The sequence below is a fragment of the Escherichia sp. WS547 genome (assembly GCF_046486065.1).
GTDB lineage: Bacteria > Pseudomonadota > Gammaproteobacteria > Enterobacterales > Enterobacteriaceae > Escherichia > Escherichia coli.
Genome location: NZ_JBJQMA010000002.1, coordinates 278,760 through 298,112, shown reverse-complemented (window position 1 = coordinate 298,112; position 19,353 = coordinate 278,760). Strand labels below are relative to the sequence as shown.

General features: G+C 48.7%; 16 protein-coding genes. 6 read left to right on the top strand and 10 right to left on the bottom strand.

Annotated elements, in window-relative coordinates:
* Positions 1-88 precede the first annotated feature (88 nt).
* From adiY to melR, 3 genes are all read right to left on the bottom strand, one after another.
* Positions 89-850, bottom strand: coding sequence for a DNA-binding transcriptional activator AdiY (gene adiY, locus ACJHWK_RS03300; protein ID WP_001217059.1), 762 nt, complete (start codon positions 848-850; stop codon positions 89-91).
* Positions 851-1,173: 323 nt separating this feature from the next.
* Positions 1,174-3,441, bottom strand: a complete 2,268-nt coding sequence (gene adiA / locus ACJHWK_RS03295; RefSeq protein ID WP_001445819.1) for an arginine decarboxylase — start codon at positions 3,439-3,441, stop codon at positions 1,174-1,176.
* Positions 3,442-3,639: 198 nt separating this feature from the next.
* Positions 3,640-4,548 (bottom strand): transcriptional regulator MelR, encoded by a 909-nt coding sequence (melR, locus tag ACJHWK_RS03290; protein WP_001030801.1) that lies wholly within the window; start codon positions 4,546-4,548, stop codon positions 3,640-3,642.
* Between the two features lie 282 nt (positions 4,549-4,830).
* Between melR and melA the strand changes: the two genes are divergently transcribed.
* Complete coding sequence (gene melA / locus ACJHWK_RS03285) at positions 4,831-6,186, top strand: alpha-galactosidase (RefSeq protein ID WP_000986622.1); 1,356 nt, start codon at positions 4,831-4,833, stop codon at positions 6,184-6,186.
* Between the two features lie 102 nt (positions 6,187-6,288).
* Positions 6,289-7,710 carry a melibiose:sodium transporter MelB gene (gene melB, locus ACJHWK_RS03280; RefSeq protein ID WP_170886393.1) on the top strand — a complete coding sequence of 474 codons (1,422 nt, stop codon included), beginning with the start codon at positions 6,289-6,291 and terminating at the stop codon, positions 7,708-7,710.
* A gap of 138 nt (positions 7,711-7,848) precedes the next feature.
* On the opposite strand, the gene ACJHWK_RS03275 is transcribed toward melB, so the two are convergent.
* From ACJHWK_RS03275 to ACJHWK_RS03255, 5 genes are all read right to left on the bottom strand, one after another.
* Positions 7,849-8,478 carry a DUF2238 domain-containing protein gene (locus ACJHWK_RS03275; protein WP_001522260.1) on the bottom strand — a complete coding sequence of 210 codons (630 nt, stop codon included), beginning with the start codon at positions 8,476-8,478 and terminating at the stop codon, positions 7,849-7,851.
* Positions 8,479-8,600: 122 nt separating this feature from the next.
* The gene (fumB, locus tag ACJHWK_RS03270) at positions 8,601-10,247 is read right to left on the bottom strand and encodes a class I fumarate hydratase (protein WP_170886394.1); all 1,647 of its coding nucleotides are present in this window, start codon (positions 10,245-10,247) and stop codon (positions 8,601-8,603) included.
* Between the two features lie 77 nt (positions 10,248-10,324).
* Complete coding sequence (gene dcuB, locus ACJHWK_RS03265; protein WP_000899522.1) at positions 10,325-11,665, bottom strand: anaerobic C4-dicarboxylate transporter DcuB; 1,341 nt, start codon at positions 11,663-11,665, stop codon at positions 10,325-10,327.
* Positions 11,666-12,235: 570 nt separating this feature from the next.
* Positions 12,236-12,955 carry a two-component system response regulator DcuR gene (gene dcuR / locus ACJHWK_RS03260; protein ID WP_000611288.1) on the bottom strand — a complete coding sequence of 240 codons (720 nt, stop codon included), beginning with the start codon at positions 12,953-12,955 and terminating at the stop codon, positions 12,236-12,238.
* Positions 12,952-14,583, bottom strand: coding sequence for a sensor histidine kinase (locus ACJHWK_RS03255; protein ID WP_001216477.1), 1,632 nt, complete (start codon positions 14,581-14,583; stop codon positions 12,952-12,954). The genes dcuR and ACJHWK_RS03255 overlap by 4 nt, the downstream gene beginning before the upstream one ends.
* A gap of 180 nt (positions 14,584-14,763) precedes the next feature.
* Here ACJHWK_RS03255 and yjdI point away from each other — a divergent pair, with 180 nt between their 5' ends.
* From yjdI to ghoT, 4 genes are all read left to right on the top strand, one after another.
* A complete protein-coding gene (gene yjdI, locus ACJHWK_RS03250) occupies positions 14,764-14,994 on the top strand; it encodes a 4Fe-4S mono-cluster protein YjdI (protein ID WP_000373291.1) in 231 nt (76 codons plus the stop codon).
* Positions 14,995-15,005: 11 nt separating this feature from the next.
* The gene (locus tag ACJHWK_RS03245) at positions 15,006-15,278 is read left to right on the top strand and encodes a GNAT family N-acetyltransferase (RefSeq protein ID WP_000405647.1); all 273 of its coding nucleotides are present in this window, start codon (positions 15,006-15,008) and stop codon (positions 15,276-15,278) included.
* 228 nt (positions 15,279-15,506) lie between these two features.
* Complete coding sequence (gene ghoS / locus ACJHWK_RS03240) at positions 15,507-15,803, top strand: type V toxin-antitoxin system endoribonuclease antitoxin GhoS (protein ID WP_000398619.1); 297 nt, start codon at positions 15,507-15,509, stop codon at positions 15,801-15,803.
* A 27-nt stretch (positions 15,804-15,830) separates the two neighbouring features.
* Positions 15,831-16,004: a type V toxin-antitoxin system toxin GhoT gene (gene ghoT, locus ACJHWK_RS03235; protein WP_001173343.1), complete on the top strand. Its 174-nt coding sequence runs from the start codon at positions 15,831-15,833 to the stop codon at positions 16,002-16,004.
* A gap of 118 nt (positions 16,005-16,122) precedes the next feature.
* Here the strand turns inward: ghoT and lysS are convergent, their stop codons facing one another.
* Together lysS and dtpC are read right to left on the bottom strand one after the other, a co-directional pair.
* Positions 16,123-17,640 (bottom strand): lysine--tRNA ligase, encoded by a 1,518-nt coding sequence (gene lysS, locus ACJHWK_RS03230; protein ID WP_000003806.1) that lies wholly within the window; start codon positions 17,638-17,640, stop codon positions 16,123-16,125.
* Between the two features lie 236 nt (positions 17,641-17,876).
* A complete protein-coding gene (dtpC, locus tag ACJHWK_RS03225) occupies positions 17,877-19,334 on the bottom strand; it encodes a dipeptide/tripeptide permease DtpC (protein WP_000856827.1) in 1,458 nt (485 codons plus the stop codon).
* Positions 19,335-19,353: the final 19 nt, after the last annotated feature.

Here is a 19,353-nt window from a genome sequence, read left to right as displayed (position 1 = left end):
TCATACGCCTGCATTCGATAGTTGAATTATTATCGACCGGGTTATCGCTGATGCCGTTATTAATATAGCTCTTCGTTAAGGTTAAAAATCAGGCGACAGTGCGTTCTCTGTGCTGACTAACATAATGCAGAGGCGTCATACCGTAGAAGTCTTTAAAGACAGAAATAAAGTACGACGTACTGTTGTAGCCGCAGGACTGTGATACCTGAGAGATATTTTTACCGTCCATCATTAATTCATTTACGGCATAACGCATGCGGCAGGTGGTGATTATTTGGCTATAACTGGTGTTTTCGCTTTTCAGCTTTTTCTTTAACAGACTCGGGCTAAGACATAAACAACTGGCTACCATACTAAGATTCCAGTCTTTGTGGATATCGCTTTCAATAATTTGATAAACGCTGTCACTTACACAATTACGTAACATATACATCATTAGTGAAAGGAATTTTTTACTGTCGAGAAAACGGGATAGCACAGTGAATAATAATGCGCGTGTTCGTTCCTTTTCTGACTCAGTTTCTGCGGGCATCATGCTGTGTTGCGCGGCAACGCGAAAGACGTCTGGTGTCAGGCATGGCAGGGTGAGAATGGGCGTAGCGCTACGTTGCCATACTGGTATTTGCGAGAGATCTTTATTCAGAAACCGGAGGTAATCTTTGATGATGTCGTGACTAATATGAGCAACCAAAGTGTTGTTAAGAGAGGAGACGTCGATAATATTATTTTCACAATTTAATAACGCCATATGGTTAGCTTTAAGGCTAATAGGTTCTTTCCCATTCACCCTTATCCAGACATCTTTTTCAGTCAATAAAACAATACAAGGTTGGTCGCTGCAAATCCTCATACATGTACTCCTGAGTGCGAATAAAAGACCAGTTCTCGCTAAAGCAAAGCGATACCGGGAAATGGTTATATAATTGTATGATGAATATAAACATGCATAAAAATAACGAGTTTTACTAATATTACAAATTTTTATAGTAATTTCTCATGTACATATTTTTTTACAGGGTAAATAACAGGCAAAAAAAAGCGCGGGGTGGGGCCGCGCAAAAAGTATGACATTTTTGTTTGCAGCAATTTTTATGAAAACGTTGCCATACTTAAAAGGCCTCAAGCCAGGCGGCGTAATGTTATTTAACAATTACGCCTTCAGCGGAATAGTGGTTACGCTTTCACACACATAACGTGGTAAATACCGTCAATAATTTCTGTCCCTTCTGTTTCGTGTTCAAACCCAGGGAAATGATGGTCCCAGGATTGCAGCGAGCGTAAATAACTTACTTGCGGACTGTTTTTATCGCCGAAGTTTTCACCAGACAGCAGCATCGGGATTCCTGGCGGATACGGGATAACTGAGTTTGCCGCGATGCGTCCTGGCAGATTTTCAATGGATACCAGTTCGACATTGTTGTCGACAATCGCGTTGTACGCTTCACGTGGGGTGATTTCCGCCACCGGCAGGCCGGAATAGGCTTCGTTCAACCGTGCGCCAGGGTTGTTTTCTTTCAGCCAGGCAAACATGGTGTCACCCAGATCGTGAATCCCCATGTTCGCGTAAGTGTCAGGATATTGTTCAACAAGTTCCGGCATCACCTGCGCCAGCGGTGTGTTGGCGTCATAGTGGCGTTTGAAGGAGCAAAGGGTGTTAACCAGAGTCCCCCATTTCCCACGGGTTATGCCCATAGAGAACAGGAACATGATTTGGAAGTCAGTGGTGCGGGTAGGCACAATGCCGTGGCGACCAAGCCAGGCAGTGACCAGCGCCGCCGGAACACCGGTTTCTTCCAGTTCACCATCTTCACCCATTCCCGGAGCAAGGATGCTGACTTTAATCGGGTCGAGCATACTCCAGTTATCCGGAATATCTTTGAAGCCGTGCCAGCTTTCGCCCGGATGCATGACCCAGCAGTCCTGAACGGTGGTCAGCAGTTTGGTTGGTGCGTCAGCAAAGTCATAGGTTTTGCCGGTTTGTGGGTCGGTGACGACTTCTTTGTTCCACGGTTTGAAGAACCAGCTACCGTCAGCGGTGAACTCTTTATACAGCCGCGCCATCGCCTGACGGAAATCAACCGCTTCGTCGATCACTTCCTGGGTCAGTGACAGGCCGCTGTTGCCGTCCATCATCGACACTGCCACGTCGTTGGATGCACAGATGGCATACAGCGGGGAGGTGGTGGCATGCATCATGTAGGCCTGGTTGAAGCGGGAGAAGTTAATCGCCCCACGACCTTCACGTACATGAATATAAGAGGCCTGTGACAGTGCATTCAGTAGTTTGTGGGTGGAGTGGGTGGCGAAAACGGTAGGACCGTTGTGATCGCCAGGTTCGCCGCGCATGGCATAGTGATCAGCATAGATCGGGTTGAAACGTGCATAGCCGTACCAGGCTTCGTCAAAGTGCAGACGATCGGAGGTTTTTTCCAGCAGATCCTGCGCTTCTTTAGCGTTATAACACACGCCGTCATAGGTACAGTTGGTCACTACGCAGTAAGACGGTTTTTGCCCGGCTTTGTCTTTAGTCAGCGGGCTTTCACTGATTTTCTTCTGCAAGGTTTCAGGTTGCATTTCCTGCGGATAGATTGGCCCGATAATGCCGTAGCGGTTGCGGCTTGGCACCATGTAGACCGGTTTCGCGCCTGTCAGCATCAAGCCTTGTTCGATGGATTTATGGCAGTTACGGTCAACGACCACGACATCGTTATCGGTCATGCAAGCCTGCATGATGGTGCGGTTAGAGCCGGAAGTACCGACGACTACCGACCAGGAGCGATCGGCACCAAATACGCGTGCGGCATATTTTTCGCTTTCGCCAAATGCGCCAGTATGGTCAAGCAAAGAACCGAGGGAAGTTCGTTCGATGCCCATGTCGGTGCGGAACAGATTTTCACCATAGTAGTCATGGTAGAAACGTCCGGCGGGTGTTTTGGTAAAACCAACGCCACCCTGGTGGCCTGGCGCTGCCCAGGAATATTCATGGATGTCGCTATATTTCATCAGCGCGCTGAACAGTGGCGGCAACAGTTGCTGGCGGTAGCGGGTCATCGCGGCAACGGCGCGTCCGGCGATAAAGTCGGCGGTATCTTCCAGAATCCAGGCGAATTCATCGACAAGCTCCAGCAGATCCCGGTCCATTGCGGCGAGGGCTTTTTCCCGATCGCCCAACAGGAAGACCGGCACGTTTTGTTGGCGCTCATGAAGCTTACCGATCAATTGTCTGACGTTTTGATGTTCGTCCGGATGTTCCATTTGATAGCTGAACATCAGGCAGTCAATGGCTTCGTTTGAAGAGAGAATGGCAAAACCATCATCAAAGGAGGTGGATTTAATCACGGTAACATTTTGCTGGCTTAAAGCATCTGCCAGACGCTCAACGGCGTTACCGACCCAGGTGTCTTGATGGAGAAACTCGCTTTCAACAATTAATACTTTCATCATTGCTTACCCGGTTATGAAGGAATCTTCGTTGCGGGCAAGTATCTTCCGGCCTTTTCGGGCTGTAAAGCGCGTGAAAAACAAACATTTTTGAAATATTTGTTTTTATAAACAATGAATTATGTGATTATTTTAAATTATTTTCACTGCTTATTATCGACGGCTAAACTATTTTTTTGGCTGATACTGATATCGTCTTTAGCCGGGAAACGTCTGGCGGCGCTGTTGGCTAAGTTTGCGGTATTGTTGCGGCGACATGCCGACATATTTGCCGAACGTGCTGTAAAAACGACTACTTGAACGAAAGCCTGCCGTCAGGGCAATATCGAGAATACTTTTATCGGTATCGCTCAGTAACGCGCGAACGTGGTTGATGCGCATCGCGGTAATGTACTGTTTCATCGTCAATTGCATGACCCGCTGGAATATCCCCATTGCATAGTTGGCGTTAAGTTTGACGTGCTCAGCCACATCGTTGATGGTCAGCGCCTGATCATAGTTTTCGGCAATAAAGCCCAGCATCTGGCTGACATAAAATTGCGCATGGCGCGAGACGCTGTTTTTGTGTGTGCGCGAAGTTTTATTGACCAGAATCGGTTCCCAGCCAGAGAGGCTAAATCGCTTGAGCATCAGGCCAATTTCATCAATGGCGAGCTGGCGAATTTGCTCGTTCGGACTGTTCAATTCCTGCTGCCAGCGGCGCACTTCAAACGGGCTAAGTTGCTGTGTCGCCAGTGATTTGATCACCATGCCGTGAGTGACGTGGTTAATCAGGTCTTTATCCAGCGGCCAGGAGAGAAACAGATGCATCGGCAGATTAAAAATCGCCATGCTCTGACAGGTTCCGGTATCTGTTAGTTGGTGCGGTGTACAGGCCCAGAACAGCGTGATATGTCCCTGATTGATACTCACTTTTTCATTGTTGATCAGGTATTCCACATCGCCATCGAAAGGCACATTCACTTCGACCTGACCATGCCAGTGGCTGGTGGGCATGATATGCGGTGCGCGAAACTCAATCTCCATCCGCTGGTATTCCGAATACAGCGATAGCGGGCTGCGGGTCTGTTTTTCGTCGCTACTGCACATAAACGTATCTTTATTCATGGATGGCTCTCTTTCCTGGAATATCAGAATTATGGCAGGAGTGAGGGAGGATGACTGCGAGTGGGAGCACGGTTTTCACCCTCTTCCCACAGCGGCGAGGGGAGCGTCCGAGCATCATGAGGCCGAAAACTCTGCTTTTCAGGTAATTTATTCCCATAAACTCAGATTTATTGATGCTTCACGTAGGATCTGAGTTTATGGGAATGCTCAACCTGGAAGCCGGAGGTTTTCTGCAGATTCGCCTGCCATGATGAAGTTATTCAAGCAAGCCAGGAGATCTGCATGATGTCTGCACCCAAAATTACATTTATCGGCGCTGGTTCGACGATTTTCGTTAAAAATATTCTTGGTGATGTGTTCCATCGCGAGGCGCTGAAAACGGCGCATATTGCCCTGATGGACATTGATCCCACCCGCCTGGAAGAGTCGCATATTGTGGTGCGCAAGCTGATGGATTCAGCAGGGGCCAGCGGCAAAATCACCTGCCACACCCAACAGAAAGAAGCCTTACAGGATGCCGATTTTGTCGTGGTGGCATTTCAGATTGGCGGTTATGAACCTTGCACGGTGACTGATTTCGAGGTCTGTAAGCGGCATGGTCTGGAACAAACCATTGCCGATACGTTGGGGCCGGGCGGTATTATGCGCGCGCTACGTACCATTCCGCATCTGTGGCAAATTTGCGAGGACATGACGGAAGTCTGCCCCGATGCCACCATGCTCAACTACGTTAACCCAATGGCGATGAATACCTGGGCGATGTATGCCCGCTATCCGCATATCAAACAGGTAGGGCTGTGCCATTCGGTGCAGGGAACGGCGGAAGAGCTGGCGCGTGACCTCAATATCGACCCGGCTACGCTGCGTTACCGTTGCGCAGGTATCAACCATATGGCGTTTTACCTGGAACTGGAGCGCAAAACCGCCGACGGTAGTTACGTGAATCTCTACCCGGAACTGCTGGCGGCTTATGAAGCAGGGCAGGCACCGAAGCCGAATATTCATGGCAATACTCGCTGCCAGAATATTGTGCGCTACGAAATGTTCAAAAAGCTGGGCTACTTCGTCACGGAATCGTCAGAACATTTTGCTGAGTACACACCGTGGTTTATTAAGCCAGGTCGTGAGGATTTGATTGAGCGTTATAAAGTACCGCTGGATGAGTACCCGAAACGCTGCGTTGAGCAGCTGGCGAACTGGCATAAAGAGCTGGAGGAGTATAAAAACGCCTCCCGGATTGATATTAAACCGTCACGGGAATATGCCAGCACAATCATGAACGCTATCTGGACTGGCGAGCCGAGTGTGATTTACGGCAACGTCCGTAACGATGGATTGATTGATAACCTGCCACAAGGATGTTGTGTGGAAGTGGCCTGTCTGGTTGATGCTAATGGCATTCAGCCGACCAAAGTCGGTACGCTACCTTCGCATCTGGCCGCCCTGATGCAAACCAACATCAACGTACAGACGCTGCTGACCGAAGCCATTCTTACGGAAAATCGCGACCGTGTTTACCACGCCGCGATGATGGACCCGCATACTGCCGCCGTGCTGGGCATTGACGAAATATATGCTCTTGTTGACGACTTGATTGCTGCCCACGGCGACTGGCTGCCTGGCTGGTTGCACCGTTAAAACGCGACTAAACGCTACTGCGCCGGGGGATTTATTCCGGCGCACACCTCTGACGATACCAATAACAGAAGGCGGGCGTTGGTAACAGCGACCCGATACCCTATGAGCATTTCAATGACTACAAAACTCAGTTATGGATTTGGAGCGTTCGGGAAGGATTTTGCGATCGGCATTGTGTATATGTACCTCATGTATTACTACACCGATGTCGTCGGGCTGTCTGTGGGTTTGGTCGGTACTTTGTTTCTGGTGGCGAGGATCTGGGATGCTATTAACGATCCGATTATGGGATGGATTGTAAATGCTACGCGATCGCGAGGGGGTAAGTTCAAACCCTGGATCCTGATCGGTACGTTGGCAAACTCTGTAATCTTATTTCTCCTCTTTAGTGCGCATCTGTTTGAAGGTACTACTCAGATTGTCTTTGTTTGCGTGACCTACATCCTCTGGGGCATGACTTACACCATTATGGATATTCCCTTCTGGTCGCTGGTTCCAACCATAACGCTCGATAAACGTGAGCGCGAACAACTGGTTCCTTATCCGCGTTTTTTTGCCAGTCTGGCGGGCTTTGTTACGGCAGGTGTGACGCTACCATTTGTTAATTATGTCGGCGGTGGCGATCGGGGATTTGGCTTTCAGATGTTCACTCTGGTACTGATCGCCTTTTTTATTGTTTCAACCATCATCACTCTGCGCAATGTGCATGAAGTCTTTTCGTCAGACAATCAACCGTCTGCTGAAGGAAGCCATCTGACACTTAAAGCCATCGTTGCGCTTATTTATAAAAACGATCAGCTTTCATGCCTCTTGGGTATGGCTCTTGCTTATAATGTAGCCAGCAATATTATTACCGGCTTTGCTATCTATTATTTCTCATATGTTATCGGTGATGCGGATTTGTTCCCCTATTATCTGTCGTATGCGGGAGCTGCTAACCTGGTGACGTTAGTATTCTTCCCACGCTTAGTTAAATCATTATCCCGACGCATTTTATGGGCCGGAGCATCTATTCTTCCGGTGTTAAGCTGTGGTGTTCTCCTGTTAATGGCATTAATGAGCTATCACAACGTCGTCCTCATTGTGATTGCGGGTATCTTGCTGAATGTGGGAACGGCGCTTTTCTGGGTATTACAGGTCATCATGGTGGCAGATACCGTTGATTACGGTGAATATAAACTGCACGTACGCTGTGAAAGCATCGCTTACTCCGTGCAGACTATGGTGGTGAAGGGCGGTTCAGCCTTTGCGGCTTTTTTCATTGCGGTTGTGTTAGGGATGATTGGCTATGTACCGAATGTTGAACAGTCTACGCAAGCCCTATTAGGTATGCAGTTTATTATGATTGCTCTACCGACTCTGTTTTTCATGGTAACGCTGATTCTCTACTTCCGTTTCTATCGCCTCAATGGTGACACGCTGCGCAGGATCCAGATCCATCTGCTGGATAAATATCGCAAAGTACCGCCCGAGCCTGTTCATGCTGATATTCCGGTCGGTGCAGTGAGTGATGTGAAAGCCTGACGTGGACAATAGCTAACGAAAATGGCCTGATGCGATATGTTTATCAGGCCATGTCTTAATGTAATGCTTTGGATTTGCAAATTTTGTAGACCGGATAAGGAATTCACGCCGCATCCGGCGTCAACAAAGCGCACGTTGTTATCCGGTTATCAAGCCAAAGCGCCGTAGCTGGCGGCAATGAAAGCGAGCGAGAAATATCACCGTCGTTAATGCGCCAAGCAGCGCGCAGAACATATCGGATTGCGTGTCCCACTGGTCGCCCTGGGTGCCGAGAAAATCATCCGCTCCCTGGCCCATTGCCAGCGCCGCCCACCACTCGATTAATTCATACATCGCGCTTATCGCCAGCGCCACGCAGCAGACCAGAAACGCCACCATCTTATGTCCGCGAACGTACATCCCGCGCACAAGGATCTCTCGTGCCACCAGTGCAGGCACTAGCCCCTGGAAAAAATGCCCCAGTTTGTCATACGGATTACGGCTTAACCCCAGCCATTCCTGCACCTCAAAACCAACGGGGACTTTCGCGTAGGTGTATTGTCCGCCGACCATCAGGATGATGGCGTGAAAGAAAATGAGCGTATAAAGCAGCGGCGTTAACGGATAACGTTTAGCGGTGGCAAGCAGTAGCGGCACGACAATAATCACCGGTGTCACTTCCATCAGCCAGGTGAGTTTGTCATGGGCCGAAATGCCGGTATAAATCAGGATTAACGTTAGCGCCAGTGCGCCGGTGTTAAGAATTAACGGCTTGAGTGTGCGGGTCATGGTGAGTTCGCAAGTCAGGGAAAATACTGACTATTCACCAGCAAGCGTGAAATTACAATCGCAAAAGAGGTGGCCCAGGGGGATCACCTGGCAGCATGCTGCCAGGCGCTGGGCCGAAGAGGTTACTTAGTGCAGTTCGCGCACTGTTTGTTGACGATTTGCTGGAAGAAGTCGTTGCCTTTGTCATCGACCAGGATAAACGCCGGGAAATCTTCTACTTCGATTTTCCAGATAGCTTCCATACCCAGCTCCGGATAAGCGACGCATTCCAGATGCTTGATGCTCTGCTGCGTCAGTACCGCCGCCGGACCGCCGATACTACCGAGGTAGAAGCCGCCATGTTTATGACACGCGTCGGTAACCTGCTGACTGCGGTTACCTTTCGCCAGCATGATCATGCTGCCGCCGTGGGATTGCAGCAGATCCACGTAGGAGTCCATACGACCTGCGGTGGTTGGGCCAAGTGAACCTGATGGATAACCGGCAGGCGTTTTCGCCGGACCCGCGTAGTAGATCGGGTGATCTTTGATGTACTGCGGAAGTTCTTTACCGGAGTCAATCAGCTCTTTCAGCTTGGCGTGTGCAATATCTCGACCCACAATAATGGTGCCGGTGAGCGACAAACGAGTGGAAACCGGATATTGCGAAAGCTGGGCGAGGATCTCTTTCATCGGGCGGTTAAGGTCGACTTTCACCGCTTCGCCTTCACCGGCCTGACGCAGTTCTTGTGGAATGTACTGGCCTGGATTGTGTTCCAGTTTTTCGATCCAGATACCTTCGCGGTTGATTTTCGCTTTAATGTTACGGTCAGCGGAGCAGGAGACTCCCATGCCTACCGGGCAGGATGCGCCGTGACGTGGCAGACGGATAACGCGAATGTCGTGCGCGAAGTATTTACCGCCAAACTGCGCGCCAAGACCGAGTTTCTGGGCCTCTTCCAGCAGTTCCTGTTCCAGTTGGACATCGCGGAACGCCTGACCATGTTCGTTCCCTTCCGTCGGCAGTTCATCATAATAGTGAGCGCTTGCTAACTTGACGGTTTTCAGGTTGGTTTCCGCAGACGTACCGCCAATCACAAACGCGATATGGTACGGCGGGCAGGCTGCAGTACCGAGGGTACGCATTTTCTCAACGAGGAAGTTTTTCAGTTTGCCGGGAGTCAGCAGGGCTTTGGTTTCCTGGTAGAGATAGGTTTTGTTGGCAGAGCCGCCGCCTTTAGCGACACAGAGGAATTTGTACTCATCGCCATCTACCGCGTACAGGTCGATTTGCGCAGGCAGGTTAGTGCCGGTGTTGACCTCTTTGTACATGTCCAGCGCCGCGTTTTGCGAGTAGCGCAGGTTATCTTCGATATAGGTGTTGTACACGCCTTTCGACAGTGCTTCTTCATCACCGCCGCCGGTCCACACGCGCTGACCTTTTTTACCGACGATGATTGCGGTGCCGGTATCCTGGCAGGTCGGCAGCACGCCTTTGGCGGCGATTTCGGAGTTTCTTAAGAATTGCAGCGCCACGTACTTGTCGTTTTCGCTGGCTTCTGGATCGTGAAGAATAGCCGCAACCTGTTTCTGGTGTGCCGGACGGAGCATGAAAGAAGCGTCGTGAAAGGCTTGCTGCGCCAGCAGGGTCAGGGCTTCTGGTTCCACTTTCAGAATGGTTTCGCCGTCGAAGTCGGCAACGCTAACGTAATCGGAAGTGAGTAGATAGTATTCGGTATTGTCTTTCCCCATCGGGAAAGGTGCCTGGTAGATAAAGGGTTTGTTTGACATAGCTTCCAGCCTGTAACTCTGTATTTGTTATTCGAAAATGGCGTGCCGCGTAGTCACGGGCGGCACGCAAAGTGCATTTATAAGAACCCGTACATCGCGGCGAAGATCCAGCCGAAGACGCACGATACGCTCACACCAATCAACCCCGGCAGAATAAAGCTGTGGTTGATGACGAAGCGACCGATGTGGGTGGTGCCGGAACGGTCAAACTGAATCGCTGCCAGATCGCTCGGATAAGTCGGCAGGATGTAATAACCGTAGCAAGCCGGTGCTGAAGCCACGATGTATGCCGGATCAACGCCGATCGCCAGCGCGACCGGAACAATCGCCGCCAGCGCCGCAGCCTGAGAGTTTACAAACTTGGAAACCAGCAGCAGAACAATGGCATAGGCCCACGGATACTCTTTCACCATTTCGCCCAGTACGCCCTGAATTTCAGACATATGCGCACCGAACATGGTTTCTGCCATCCATGCGATACCGTACACCGCCACGATGGCGATCATACCGGAACGGAAGACTTCGTTTTTTGAGATAGACGCGGGATTGGTTTTGGTCAGGATAATAATCAGCGCCCCGGTCAGCAGCATAAACATCTGAATAACCAGTACCATCGACAGCGGTTTGCCACCGAAGGATGGACGCAGGTCCGAATCAGCACCAAGAAGGGCGACTACAGCGATTGCCCCGAGGAAGATCCACATTGCCAGCCAGTTGCTTTTCGGCAGTTTTTTATCCAGCAGCGTCGCAGTATCACCGTAAACATACTCACGGTTTTCCGGTACGGAGATGAATTTCTGGAACTCTTCGTCTTTATCCAGATCTTTACCGCGGAACCAGCTGAAGATACCGATCGCCAGGATACCGATTAACGTCGATGGAATGGTGATTGCCAGCAGGTCGAGGAACTCAAGATGGCGACCATCAAAGGTGACATTACCCAGCATCGCAACCAGAGACACGACTGCAACCGACACCGGACTGGCGATAATCCCCATCTGTGCACCGATAGAACTTGCCGCCATCGGGCGTTCCGGACGGATGTTGTTCTTAATGGCGACGTCGTAGATGATCGGCAGAATGGTGTAAACCACATGACCCGTACCGCAAAGAATGGTCAGCGTACAGGTCACAAACGGCGCGACAATTGAGACATATTTCGGGTTGCGGCGCAGCAGCTTCTCGGCAATTTGCAGCATGACATCAAGACCGCCCGAAGCTTGCAAGGTCGCCGATGCCGCCACCACCGCAATGATAACCAGCATGACATCAACCGGTGGTTTACCTGGCTGAAGGTGGAAGACGAAGACCAGAATGACCAGACCGATACCGCCTAATAAACCCAGCGCGATACCACCCTTTCTGGCACCATAAAACAGACATATCAGTATTATGATAAGTTGGATAGTAAATAACATGTGTGAACCCTCGCGATAATCCTATTTAAATTTTTGCTGAATAGATCACAGTCACGTTCTGTTTTGTATGAACTGTTTTCAGAGCCTGACTAAATATCCGTTTGGTCGTTACCGGCTTTAGCAAATACCTCACAGTGAATATTGGCTGATTAAAGCAGCGGCAAATTTATGCACTGTGATAAGCGGCTTTTTCAGAGAGAAAAACTCTCTGGCGATGGGTTTATAGTTTGTACTGCGCAGATGTTAATGTTTTGTTTGCTGTTATCTTATTGATATTTATCGGTCTATTTTTTGTTCTCAGGGCGGATGTCATTAGGTTTATAGATTAATCTGATCTACCCATTTGTGGGTAAAAATACACATAATGCGGGTGACATAATAGTTAATTAACTTTTGTTAGCGTTTTGAAATTAAAAACACCGTTCACCTGAAGAGATATTAATTTTTAGCGATGATGGAGGGATAATTATATTTGATCTGGCACAAGTTTTACTGATGAAGGATGTAACTTGTGCCAGGGGTATTTTGCATTACGGTAATAATTATTACTTACAGATAACCAGCGATCCGTTATTGGCAATATTGTTTCAGCAGTGAGTAGTGTTCTGCCTGAATACGGTAACGGTAAACCGGACGCCCCGTGACGCCATAATGGATACTGGTGAACAAGATGTGGCAGTTGACCAGCCAGATGAGGTATTTACGGCAGGAAACACGCGAAATGTTAACCTCGTTAGCCAGCTCGTCGGTTGAAAACTCATAGTCCTGATGCGCGTCAATCCACTGGCACAGCGTGCGTAACGTCTGCGGCGTTAAGCCTTTTGGCAAGCGACGAGGATCCTGCTCGTTGGAGCTGCTGCCGTGGATTAGCTGATCAAGCTCGGCCTGGTCATAATACTGATGTTTTTCCAGCGCCATTTTCTTTTGCCGCCAGCCGGTGAGCGCCTCTTCAAAGCGGGAAGCCTGGAAGGGTTTGATCAGGTAATCCACGACACCGTAATGCAGCGAATCTTTAATGGTTGCCGCATCGGCTGCGGAGGAGATGACAATCACATCACTTTTGCAACGCGCGTTATGCAGGACAGGCAGTAAATCGAGCCCGTTCTCTTTTTGCATATAGATATCGAGCAATATCAGGTCGATAGGCGTATCGCTATTGAAGATAATCTCTTTGGCTTTCTCCAGCGTCGAGGCTGTTCCACAGCATTGAAAGCCTGGGATTTGTGCTACGTATCGGCGATTCAGCTCCGCGACCATTGCGTCGTCATCGATAATTAATACATTGATCATCTGTTCGACCTCTCCCCGTCCCAGGGTATCTGGACAAAAAATTGTGTGAAAATCCCGGGTTCCGATTCCACGGCGATGCTGCCGCCGAGATTTTCTACCTGTTGTTTGACAAGTGCTAAACCGACGCCTCGCTCGCTTCCTTTTGTCGAGACACCTTTGTCAAAAATGTGATCGATTTTATCGGGTGCGATCCCCGGTCCATCATCATTAACTTCACAGTGCAGCCAGCCGTGACGGTAGTGCAATGTTACGCTAATTTCACCACCGGGTTCCGGCCCTAATGCTTCCAGCGCGTTTTCTATCAGATTTCCCAACGTGGTAATCAGCGTCGCGACCTGGTCCTCACTGCCGCTGTCTGGTAGCTGGCTTTCACTGTTTAAAATCAGCGTATGGCCTAAATCGGTCGCGCGGTTAATCTTGCTGATTAAAAAACCAGCGATAACCGGAGATTTGATCTTACCCAGCAGAGAGCCAATCTCTTCCTGATAGTTATTGGCTGTTTTGAGAATGTAATCTTCCAACTGCTTATAACTCTTCAGATGCAATAATCCGAGAATCACGTGCAATTTATTCATAAATTCGTGGGATCGTTCACGAAGTGCGTCAGCATAGTTGACCAGACCATCGAGTCGCTGCATCAGTTTACGTACTTCAGTTTTGTCCCTGAAGGTTGAAATTGCACCGATGATAACGCCATTACTGCGCACCGGAACGGTGTTGATCAGTAATAGCCGATCTTTAATCGTAATCTCTTCGTCGCGGCGCGGGGTACCGTCGCGTAACACTTCCGAGACATCTACCACCTGTGACCACGAGTGGCTTAGCGTCGACAGTTTCTCATCGTCCTGCGACTTACGGTAATTCAGCAATTCTTGTGCGGCATCGTTGATCAGCGTGACTTCACCGCGATCGTCCACGGCAACGACGCCTTCTTTGATAGACTGCAACATGGCCTGGCGCTGCTCAAACAGCGTGGAGATTTCGTAGGGTTCCAGGCCAAAAAGGATTTTTTTCAGTACTTTAACCAGAATGCAGGTGCCAATCAGTCCGACCAGCATGCCAAATAATACCGACCAGATAATGCTCCAGCGACTGTCATTGATCTGTTGGGTCACGCGGCTTAACTCAAGGCCGATCGCCACCACGCCAATTTGCTTATGATTTTCATCGTAGATGGGGGTAAATACGCGTAAAGCCTGCGCCAGAAAACCGCGATTGATAGCGACATTTTCTTCGCCATTCAGCGCTTTAAGGATGTCATCACCTTTAAATGGCTGACCAATACGCTGGGCTTCAGGATGCGAGTAGCGAAGACTTTGCATATCGGTAACGACAATAAACAGCAGATCGTTGCGTTTGCGCACGGCTTCCGCGATGGCCTGGATGCCGCTCTCCTGCGGTTTTTTCTGCAAGCCCTGACGGATTTCCGGCGAGTCGGCGAGAGTACGCGCCACTGCCAGTGCCTTGTTGGCTAGCCCGTCTCGCGTCATATCACTGATTTGCGAGAAGTAAATCAGATGCACCACCAATAGCACCGAGAACAGTACCGCGCTGACCATTAAGATCACTGTGGTACTCAATTTCATCGGACGTTTGCGTAACATGCGGTAGGGCAATGAATGTCTCATCAGCTTCCTTGTGTGACAAATTTCTTAAGCATTATCTCTGATGAGGCGGGTAATTCAAAGGGAGTAAGAATGATTGGCTATATAGGGGAAGAGATTCTGGCAACGGAAACTGCCAGTGCTGTATGAAGATTCCGGGGCTATGCTTATAGCGATAATCATACTGATGAGAGAGGGAAGGTCATGGATCGGGCGCTACTGGACGGGGGTTATCGCTGTTATACCGGCGAAAAGATCGATGTCTATTTCAATACTGCGATATGTCAGCATTCTGGCAATTGCGTACGTGGCAACGGCAAGTTATTTAATCTCAAACGAAAGCCGTGGATCATGCCGGATGAAGTCGACGTTGCCACTGTGGTTAAAGTGATTGATACGTGCCCGAGCGGCGCGCTGAAATACCGTCATAAATAAGCGAGGGTAAAATGGAAATACGCGAAGGCCACAATAAATTTTACATTAATGACGAACAAGGCAAGCAAATCGCTGAAATTGTCTTTGTGCCGACCGGAGAGAATTTAGCGATTATCGAACATACCGATGTCGATGAAAGCCTGAAAGGGCAGGGGATTGGTAAACAGCTGGTTGCGAAAGTCGTGGAAAAAATGCGTCGGGAAAAACGAAAAATTATCCCACTATGCCCATTTGCGAAACACGAATTTGATAAAACGCGGGAGTATGATGATATTCGCAGTTGATGGGAGAGTACAGATTCACGATATTTTTCATGCTCTCCGTGGGGTGATGCAGGAGAGCATCTGAAGGGTAGGGGGATGCACAAAGAATGGTCAGAGAGAGCGTTTTTTTGTCCCAAGTCATCCCCTTTACTGAGCAAAAAAAAAAGAATATCTCCTATATGAGAATCATCGATTGGGGTTAATAAGTTTTGCGTCCCCAGAGCGTTTAAAATTGATAGGAGTCATATTATGGAAGGTAAAAACAAGTTCAATACTTATGTTGTTTCTTTTGATTATCCATCATCTTATTCCTCAGTGTTCTTAAGGTTAAGATCATTGATGTATGATATGAATTTCTCCTCTATCGTGGCTGATGAATATGGGATACCACGACAATTGAATGAAAATTCCTTCGCAATAACGACATCATTAGCCGCAAGTGAAATCGAAGATTTAATCAGGCTCAAATGCTTAGACTTACCGGATATTGATTTTGACCTCAACATTATGACAGTTGATGACTATTTCCGTCAGTTTTACAAGTAGCCAGGAAGGATAAGAAGAACATAAAAAATGGCACTATTCTCTAAAATATTAATTTTTTATGTGATTGGTGTGAACATATCCTTTGTCATTATCTGGTTTATCTCACATGAGAAAACACATATTCGTTTACTTAGTGCATTCCTGGTCGGAATAACCTGGCCAATGAGTCTGCCTGTGGCATTACTTTTTTCTCTCTTTTAGGAGCTGTAGTTGAGTGGACCCGCTGGTTATCTTGAAACGAAGCGTCTCTCCTCAAAACTGGATTTGCGGAACGACGAACGAAGCAGTCGCCTGACTGCTTCGTTCATTTAAGTGAAATTTATTTCTGTGGGCGCATCGCCGGGAAGAGAATAACGTCGCGAATAGTATGGCTGTTAGTAAACAGCATAATCATTCGGTCGATACCAATACCCAGACCAGCGGTTGGTGGCAAACCATATTCCAGCGCAGTCACGTAATCTTCGTCATAGAACATGGCTTCGTCGTCACCTGCAGCTTTAGCGTTAACCTGTTCCTGGAAACGTTCAGCCTGATCTTCTGCGTCGTTTAATTCGCTAAAACCATTACCGATTTCACGACCACCGATGAAGAATTCAAATCGGTCGGTGATTTCCGGGTTAACATCATTACGGCGCGCCAGCGGTGACACTTCTGCGGGATATTCCGTAATAAAGGTTGGCTGAATCAGATGTGCTTCTGCCACTTCATCAAAGATCTCCGTGACAATACGTCCCAGCCCCCAGCTTTTCTCTACCGTAATACCAATAGATTCAGCTAATGCTTTAGCGGCATCAAAATTATCCAGGTCGGCCATATCGGTTTCTGGACGATATTTTTTGATTGCTTCGCGCATGGTGAGTTTTTCAAACGGTTTGCCGAAATCAAACACATGCTCGCCATAAGTGACTTTAGTGGTACCCAGAACCTCTTGTGCCAGGGTGCGGAACAGTGACTCTGTCAGTTCAATCAAATCGTGGTAATCCGCATACGCCATGTAGAGTTCCATCATTGTGAACTCAGGATTATGGCGAACAGAAATACCTTCATTACGGAAGTTACGGTTGATTTCGAATACCCGTTCAAAGCCGCCTACAACCAGACGTTTCAGATACAGCTCTGGCGCGATACGCAGGTACATATCTAAATCCAGAGCGTTATGATGGGTAATAAACGGGCGAGCAGATGCCCCACCTGGAATTACCTGCATCATCGGGGTTTCTACTTCCATAAAGCCGCGCGCGACCATGAACTGACGGATAGCGGCCAGAATTTTTGAACGGACAACAAACGTTTGACGGGATTTATCGTTAGCGATGAGGTCCAGATAACGTTGACGATAACGGACTTCCTGATCCTGCAGACCATGGAATTTATCTGGTAAAGGACGTAGTGCTTTAGTCAGCAGGCGCAGCTCAGTACAGTGAATGGAAAGCTCACCCGTTTGCGTCTTAAACAGCGTACCGCGGGCACCGATAATGTCACCCAGATCCCATTTTTTAAACTGATCGTTATAAACACCTTCTGGCAGGCTATCTCTTGCAACGTACAGTTGAATACGGCCACCGACATCCTGCAACGTTACAAAGGAGGCTTTCCCCATGATACGACGGGTCATCATTCGGCCAGCAACCGAGACTTCAATGTTTAAGGATTCCAGTTCCTGGTTATCCTTCGCATCAAACTCTTCGTGCAACTGGTCAGAGGTATGGTCGCGGCGAAAATCATTGGGAAACGCCACACCTTGCTGACGTAGTGCCGCCAGTTTTTCGCGGCGATTTCTCAGTTCATCGTTAAAATCAATAGCCTCATTGGCTCCCCGTGTTTCTCGTTCAGACATTTTGGTTCCTCTAAATCCAGCTTTCAATTTAGCGTAGATAAAGAGACAGATCGGTACACTGTATTATCTGCCTCGACTATTAATAACTCAGTTTATCTTATCGAAACTAACGCTTACCTCAAGTTGATATCACTAATAAATAACCATAAAAATGGTTTAAATGACTTATTAATCTCGATTTGCTAGTGTGATAAACTGAAAGTTAATTTATTCATAACCAATTGTTTTTACGACAGTTAATCGTTGCTCTCCTGTATCATATTCGTCGGCGTGCTAAACAGAAAACGGGTAGCAAAGGCCAATACCACGATGATCGCGACACAAGCCAACGTCCACTCTCCCATCTGAGAAAAGAATCGCTGGTAAGCGGCAATTGCCATACCGCTAATTTGCGACTCTGTCGTCTGCTGTGCCACGACGCCTGCCAGCCAGTTGGCGACCGCGCCTGTTGCCAGCATATAAATACCGGTTAATACGCCAGACATTTTCAGACGCGTGATTTGCGCAATCGCCACCGGGTCAATAAAGAGTTCAGCAAAGCCCATTAGCGCCAGCCCGGATACCATCACGCCCATTGACGCTTGACCGCCAGCCGCTGCATGTCGGGCATCAAATGCCAGCAACATAAAGCCACAAGCCATCAGCAGTAAGCCAAAGGCAAACTTCAGCCAGACGCGCAATGCTGAATTGCCGCGGCTTTCTGGCGACGCCAGCCAGGCCAGAACAACCCCAGCGAGCATCACCGCAATGGCATTCACCGACTGGAATAGTGCTGTAGGTACTTCAATATTGAATGCCTGACGATTCACAAAGCGATCGATAAACAAGCTGATGGTACTGCCGCCCTGTTGTGCCAGTACCCAGAACAACGTCCCGACAAACATCAACAATACAATTTGCCAAAGAGCACGGCGGTGTTCGGGGAATTTGATCATCATGCGGGCAATGATTTGTGCTGCAATGAGGCAAACGATCGCCAGCAAATATCCGGACCAGTCGTTCTCCAGCAGCAGGGTAAAAAATACTGGGGCTAAACAGAGCATCACCACTAACCAGCTCCATACTGGTAAGGCAAATTTGACGCTAGTGAGCGCTTTCTTATCCATACTACGCGTGGACTGGAAATGACGATGACCGCTTAAGAAAATCAACAAACCGATAAACATGCCGCCACCCGCAAGGGCAAAGCCAACATGCCATCCATACCACTGAGCAGCCAGGCCGCAGGCGATGGGGGCGGCGATAGAACCGATATTGCCTGCAGCATACAGCAGCGAAAAACCGCCATCACGTCGATGATCGTTCTCGTCGTAGAGCTCGCCAAGCAAACAGCTGATGTTTGATTTGAATAAACCGTAGCCACAAATAATGATTGCCAGCGCCAGATACAGGCTAAAGGTTGAATTTGTATCAATGCCCAGCACCACATGGCCAAGGGTCATTAACAGCGCGCCGGCAATCACTGCAGTGCGGTTGCCGAGCAGGCGGTCGGCAAGCCAGCCGCCGAGAATAGGGGTAACGTAAACCAGAGAAGCATATGCGCTGAACAGGCTGATGGCATGGTTATCATCAAAACCAAGCTGATGGGTGAGATAGAGAATGAGTAAGGCACGCATGCCGTAAAAACTGAAGTACTCCCAGATTTGGATCGCCACGATATAGTATATCGCGCGCGGCTGTGAGGGTGTTTTCATGTGTTCTCCTTATGAGCAA